The following is a 5962-nucleotide window of genomic DNA, read 5'->3' on the forward strand; positions in this document are numbered from 1 at the left end:
GAGTGCCGAGCACATCACCCGAGGCCCCCCCCCCGCCGACAATGACCGTGAGGGGCTCCCCCGGGTTGACGCCCAGGATGGCGGTGGCCAGCGCGCCTCCGCCACCGGCGGAGCCGCTCCCGTACCGCGCCGCGCCGCCGCCCGCGCCCCACAGCTTCACGCGAACGCGGTTCACGCCGGTGGGCACCGTCCACGACTGGTCCGCCCCGGTGTAGCTGAAGACGGCCCTTCCTCCCGTGCAGGTAGGCAGCCCCGTCACCGGGAAGCGGGTGGTGTCCGACAGGCCGTAACTGTTGGTGACGGTGGCGGTGATGGTCGCCGGGGCGCCCGCGGGCACACAGCGAGGCGCGTCCCAGGTATTGCTCCCGCGGGTGGTCCCGCTCGCGGCCGTGCCCATCATCCCGATGTCGGCCGACCACTGGAAGGACAGCGTGCTGCCCTGAGGGTCGCTGGCCTCCACCTGGAAGCTGAGCGTCTGCCCCGGGGTGGCGGTTGGCGAGGACTGGTAGGCGCGAATGATGGACGGCGGAAAACGCGTGGGCGAGGTGGACACCACACACAGCGACAAGCTCCCGGTGGTGCTGCCCCCCTTCCCGTCGGAGACGGCGACGGTGAGCTGGCAGTTGTTGCATGCGCGCTGGGGCAGGGCGGAGGGCGTGAAGCGCGCGATGCTGGACGTCCCCTGGGTCCAACTGCCGCTACAGCTCGCCGACCACTGGTAGCTGAGGGTGTCGCTGTCGTTGTCGGAAGCCATCACGGTCACCTCGGCGGCCTGCCCGACGTCCACCCGGGCTGCGGTGCTGTGGACCCGGGCGACCACCGGGTGGTTGTTGAACTGCACGTCGAGCGCGGCGCGCCCCTCCTCCGTCCCATGGGTGACGTTGATGGAGAGCGTCACCGCCACCGCGGTGCCCTGGGAATCCCTCACCTCCAAGGTGAGCGAGGCGATGCCTGCCGTGGAGGGCGCGGTCCAGGTCGTGGAAGCCTCGGACGTACTGCTGAAGGAACCCTGCGTCGCCATCCAGTTATAGGTCAGCGTGTCGGTGGGGTTGGGGTCCGACGCGCTCCCGGTCAGGGTGACAGTGTTGCCCAGGGGCACGCTGGTCCGGGACGCCACCACGGACCCGATGACGGGCGCCTCGTTGTCGAAAGGCTCGGGAGGATTCACCTCCTGGAGGGTGATGGCCACCAGGGCTGTCTGGTTGGCGGTGATGGTGACGTTGGCGCTCTGCCCCTCGTAGATGAGGTCTCCGTTGGAATCGAAGGCCCGCGCGAGAAAACGCCGGTCAGGGCCGGCGGGCACGTCGGTGATGACGCCACCCCACCTCCCATTGGTCTGCGTGAGGTCCTGGGTGACCGAGGGCATGCTTGGTCCCGACGAAGTCACGGTCATTCGGGCCACGTCACTGACACTCAGCGACTGCCCCACTGACGCCACGAGCCGGACCGAGCCCGTGGAGTCCTCCGCTTGATGACACCCTGCCACGGCGAGTGCGAGCAACAACCAGACAGAGAAGACCTTTCCGGCTTTGTGCATGTGAGTCCTCCAGCTCTCCTGAGCAATGACGGTGTGCTGCCTGGAATTGCCGGGCACCTGCTCGACGATTCGGTTTTTGGCAGACAAGGAAAGGATAGCAGGGCGCTGGATGATGGGTGTTGAACGCCGCTGGAGGTTCCGGGAGCAGAAGGAAGACCGGGACGTCAGGGTGATTCAGGACCGGCGGCTCACAGGTCCAACAGGCTTCCGCCACCGTGGCAGGAAGGCACCCGCGGGGGAGGGTTGACGGGTATCTGCTGACCTGGAGGGTGGGTACATCTGTTCAAGGAGTCCTAGGCCGCTTGGCGTAGGATATGGGTCGGCCTGTTGGGAGGGCCCATCACTGTGGGGGCAGGGTGAGAGCAGTTACCTTCCAGGTTCGTGCACCAGAGCTCCATCTGAACGATGGGCTTGTGAAGATCTCGCAAAAGATCCTGTCCGGGACCGGGGGCAGCATCCGGTCCGGCTGGACGAAAGGGCCGCCGAGCTCTTCAGGCCGCACCTGGAGAGCGACTGGGGCTCGCTCTACTCGGCGTTGCCCAACTTCTTCAGTCAATTCGTCAGGGAGCGCTGGCGCCGCAACGACCAGCAGCACCTCCCCACGCCCCTGGTGGGAGACTTCGGCGAGTTCCTGGCGGCCCGAGTTCTTCGCAGACTTGGCGCAACGCGCGTCACCCGCGTCATCCGTGCAGCCTCTCTGGCCAGACCGGACTTCGTTGCCTACTTTCCCAACCGCTCCGAGGTGGTTGCCGTTGAAGTGAAGTCAGGAGCTGTCAACGCGAGCAGATTGGCGGAGACCACGAGGAGCACCATCCAGGGCAACCCCGAGAAGAACCACCAGTTCAATCTCTGCGCGCTCCTTCGTGACAGGCGGGCGGACGTGAGGCCGTATCCTTGGTCCGAAGACAGTGGAGGCCCCGGCTTTGACGGTGGAGTCGATGATGGAGCGCACGCCGCGATTGGATTGGGCGGGACTACTGCGCCGGGTGTCTTCGCCTGCCACCAGCCCGCCGCCCTCAACAGGGCTCCTCTCCGTCCTATCCCTGGCTCATCCTCTTCGAGCGCCATGGCCACCCAGGACACCCGGCTCCCGACGTTCGAAGCCCCCAGTGAGTGCATGTTCATCGTGCGTCGCGCCGCGGTTCCTCCCGGGCCCCTGAGTAATCCTCGCGGCGCTTCCATGGTGTGATGGCTCCCGGAAGGGAGCACCGGGACATGGTGGAGAAGCAGGACTGGGGGAGGGATGCCTCTGCGCAAGAAGTGTGGGCCCACGTGGAAGCGGCGGGGACGCCCGGATGGCGACACGAGCTGGCCTCCTGGTGGCGGGGAGTCTCCGAGAAAGGCGTCCTCTTCCACGAGGGAGACCTGGAGGCCGACTCGCTCGTCATCGGCCCCCGGCCGCTCGTTGTCTCTGGCAGCGTCCGGCTGAAGGGCCTGCTCGAGGACGGCCACGCGGCGGACCACACCCTCCTGGTGGTGCTGGGAGATTTGGAAGCGGAGAACGTGGCGACGTTCTCCGCCATGTTCATCGCGGGCAACGTCCGGATCCGGGGGCTGCTCTTCGGCGACTCGTATGGGGATGACGTCTTCTGTGTCGGCGGTGGGCTGAAGGCGCGCGCCCTCGTCGAGCAGCACCACCACCTCTGGGTGTTTGGCCCGCTGGACGTGGACGCGCTCGTGGGCGACAAACTCACCGCGACGGAGAAGCCCCGCAGGAAGCTGGAGCCGCACGAGGCGCTCCTGCCGGGGGCCTTCACCGTGGAGGACGAGGACGAGGGCGACGTCACCGACTCGACGGTGGACCGGAAGGGGCTCCTCACGATGCTGCGAGCGGGGAGCCCCCTGCTGGCGGACACCCGGCTTGGCCCCGTGGAGAAGGCCATCGCCGCCGTGAAGGAGCAGGCGGCGCGGGGCGGGAAGGCGACGCGACTGGGGCTCGCGCAGAAGAAGCTGAAGGCCATCCCCGAGGAGGTTTTCTCCCTCACCGGGCTGGAGAGCCTCAACCTGGACACCAACGACATCGCGGAGATTTCCCCGCGCATCGGCGAGCTGCAGGCACTGAAGAACCTCAGCCTGGAGAGCCTGCCGCTGACGTCGCTTCCGGTGGAGCTCTGCCGCCTCCCCGCGCTGAAGAAGTTGAGCCTCCGCTACTGCAACAACCTCACCCGGCTCCCAGACGCGTTCGGCGAGCTGGAGGCACTGGAGGAGCTGTATCTGGACGCGATGGCGCTGGAGGGCTTCCCCGAGGTGCTGACGCGGCTGCCTCGGCTGAAGAAGCTCTGGTTCTGGCGCTTCTTCAAGATGACACCGGGCCGGGTCCAGGTCCTGGTGGACGGGATTGGGCGGCTGCCGACGCTGACGCACGCCGGCTTCTTCCAGGGAGAGCTGTCCGCGTTGCCAGGGGGACTCGCGCCGCTCGCCCGGCTCAAGCAGTTCAAGCTGGGGCTGGACCGCGTCCCGGAGCCGGAGGTGAAGCGGCTGGAGGCGGCGCTGCCTCCCGGACGGCTGCACGTGGGGTACTGAGCCGTTGAGGGACGGCATGGCCCTCCGGGAGCCAAGACGGCTTCGCGCCCCGTGGTGACTTAGTGGTCGGGGAGACAGGATTTGAACCCGTGGACACAGGGTACCCCAAACCTGAAGTTGCCCCGGTTCCGCAGAGCGTTCCGCGCTTTCGCCCTCAAGCGGCAGCGCGGTGCTCCTTCTCGTAACCAGCGGGTGACTCGTAGTAGAGCGCGGGCCCGCTACAGCAGCCCGTCCAGCCAGGTGAGCTGCGCGTCAATCGTCTCTGAAATGGCGAGCGGCTGATCCGACGTGCTCGGGTCGGTGTACGGATTGCCAATCTCCTTGTGCTGCCACTTCACCCAGGTCTGCTTGTACCAGCCCCAGTCCAGGTGGGTGCCCGTCGAGGGAGGCGTGGCGCCCGCGTACCCGGAGAAGGCGCGGATGCCGGTGGCTGGCGCGACCTCCTGCCCCCCCACCACCTGATACAGGTGCAGCCGCTCGCGGCGGGGGAACTGGGAGGACAGGTTGGTGGCCCACGCGCCGTAGAACGTGCCCCAGGGGCGCACGGGGTTGTTCACCTTGGTGTCGAACGTGCCCAGCTCGCCCTGGCTGTTCCTGCACACGCCATCCAGCGACGACACGTAGACGGTGATGCCATCCAGCGCCGTGTTGGCGCGGAGCGCCTGGGCAATTCGCATCACCAGACACCCGCCGCGGGAGCTCCCCGCCAGGTAGATGGACCGCGTCTCGGGTCGGACCTGGGCCTGGAGCCAGTGGACGAACCCGTTGACGATGCGCTGCTTCGTGTCGCTGTCGAACAGGTGGTCGAAGTTGTTGTCGTTGACCACGGACAGGTGCGTCCTCCCCGCCGGAAACCAGCCCAGGGCATTGAGCTTCATGGCCAGGGAGCGGCCATCCAGGACCACGTTGGCGCAGGAGACGCCGTCGCAGGACGCGTCCCAGTTGGAGGACTGGCCTGTCACGCCGCTGGAGTGCCCGCTGCTCGAGATCTTCTGCCCGGCGGTCATGAAGACGATGGCCTCGCGCACGCTCGGGGCGTCCACCTGGGCGATGCGGATGGCGTGCAGCGTGCTGTCGGAGGCACCGGCCGCGCGGAACTGCTCGAAGCCCGGCGCCGCCTGGTAGCCACCGGAGGTGTCCTTGTAGACGACGCGCCGTGACACCACCGTCCGGCTGCTCCCGTTGGGATAGGCCAGCGCCTGGGATTGTGAGTCCAGGGTCACCTGGGGCTCTCCGGGCAAGTCCTCCGGCCCTGGCGGAGCACAGCCCGTGAGAGTGCCAACCAGCGCCAGGGCAACGCCTGCCCAGAGGGAGATGCGACGAGGGATACCCGAGGTGTGGACCATGGACTGCTCCTGGATTCTGGAGGGAGCCGCGCGGAGCGCAGCGGGGGGGCATGTCAGACCAGAACCCGACCGTCAGCGAGTTGTTCGCCGCCGAAAGGTGGTCCTGTGCGACGTATGCCTCCCTCCATGCGGGCGCAGGTGTGCGGTCGCTGCTCCGCGCGCCGAGCCGGAGCTGGGAGGCGGCGGCGCCAGACACCGGGTCGGTGTCTGACGCGGAGCTCACCGTTGACGACGGTGATCTTCGGGATTCGGAACCCCATTGCGATCCACGCGCCGAGGAGCTTGACGAAGAAGGAGAGCGATTGAGTCTTTTCTGTTCGGGACATCATCGGGAAGGGCGGAGCCGGCCGGCAGGTTTCCGGTCATCGTCCGCAGTTGCTGGCAGGAGGCCGGTTGCCCCGAAGGACTGGTGCTGCACTCGGACAACGGCGGCCCCATGAAGGGCGCCACCATGCTGGCCACGCGGCAATGGCTGGGCGGAACCCCGTCCTTCAGCCGGCCCCGCGTCTCGGACGGCAACGCCTTTTCCGAGGCCCTCTTTCGTCCCCTGAAGTAC

Annotated in this window: 3 protein-coding genes and 1 pseudogene; 2 read left to right on the forward strand and 2 right to left on the reverse strand. The window is 67.5% G+C overall.

All coding sequences use genetic code 11. The features are described from left to right. The coding region (locus tag D7W82_RS37855) for a PKD domain-containing protein (RefSeq protein ID WP_233588183.1) at nucleotides 1–1366 on the reverse strand (1366 nt) is incomplete at its 3' end. A gap of 1386 nt (nucleotides 1367–2752) precedes the next feature. On the opposite strand from D7W82_RS37855, the gene D7W82_RS37860 reads away from it, so the two are divergent. Continuing rightward, nucleotides 2753–4060, forward strand: coding sequence for a leucine-rich repeat domain-containing protein (locus D7W82_RS37860; protein WP_120622918.1), 1308 nt, complete (start codon nucleotides 2753–2755; stop codon nucleotides 4058–4060). Between the two features lie 218 nt (nucleotides 4061–4278). Here D7W82_RS37860 and D7W82_RS37865 read toward each other — a convergent pair whose 3' ends face one another. After that, nucleotides 4279–5283, reverse strand: a complete 1005-nt coding sequence (locus D7W82_RS37865) for a hypothetical protein (protein WP_233588184.1) — start codon at nucleotides 5281–5283, stop codon at nucleotides 4279–4281. A 526-nt stretch (nucleotides 5284–5809) separates the two neighbouring features. Here D7W82_RS37865 and D7W82_RS37870 point away from each other — a divergent pair. Next, nucleotides 5810–5962: pseudogene (locus tag D7W82_RS37870) on the forward strand (IS3 family transposase); the annotation flags it as partial.

Origin of the sequence: Corallococcus sp. CA049B (assembly GCF_003611685.1) — a bacterium.
GTDB classification, from domain to species: domain Bacteria; phylum Myxococcota; class Myxococcia; order Myxococcales; family Myxococcaceae; genus Corallococcus; species Corallococcus coralloides.

Bases quoted from the DNA above. Each gene is read 5' to 3' on its own strand.
- D7W82_RS37860 (WP_120622918.1), top strand. From the start codon at position 2,753: ATGGTGGAGAAGCAGGACTGGGGGAGGGATGCCTCTGCGCAAGAAGTG.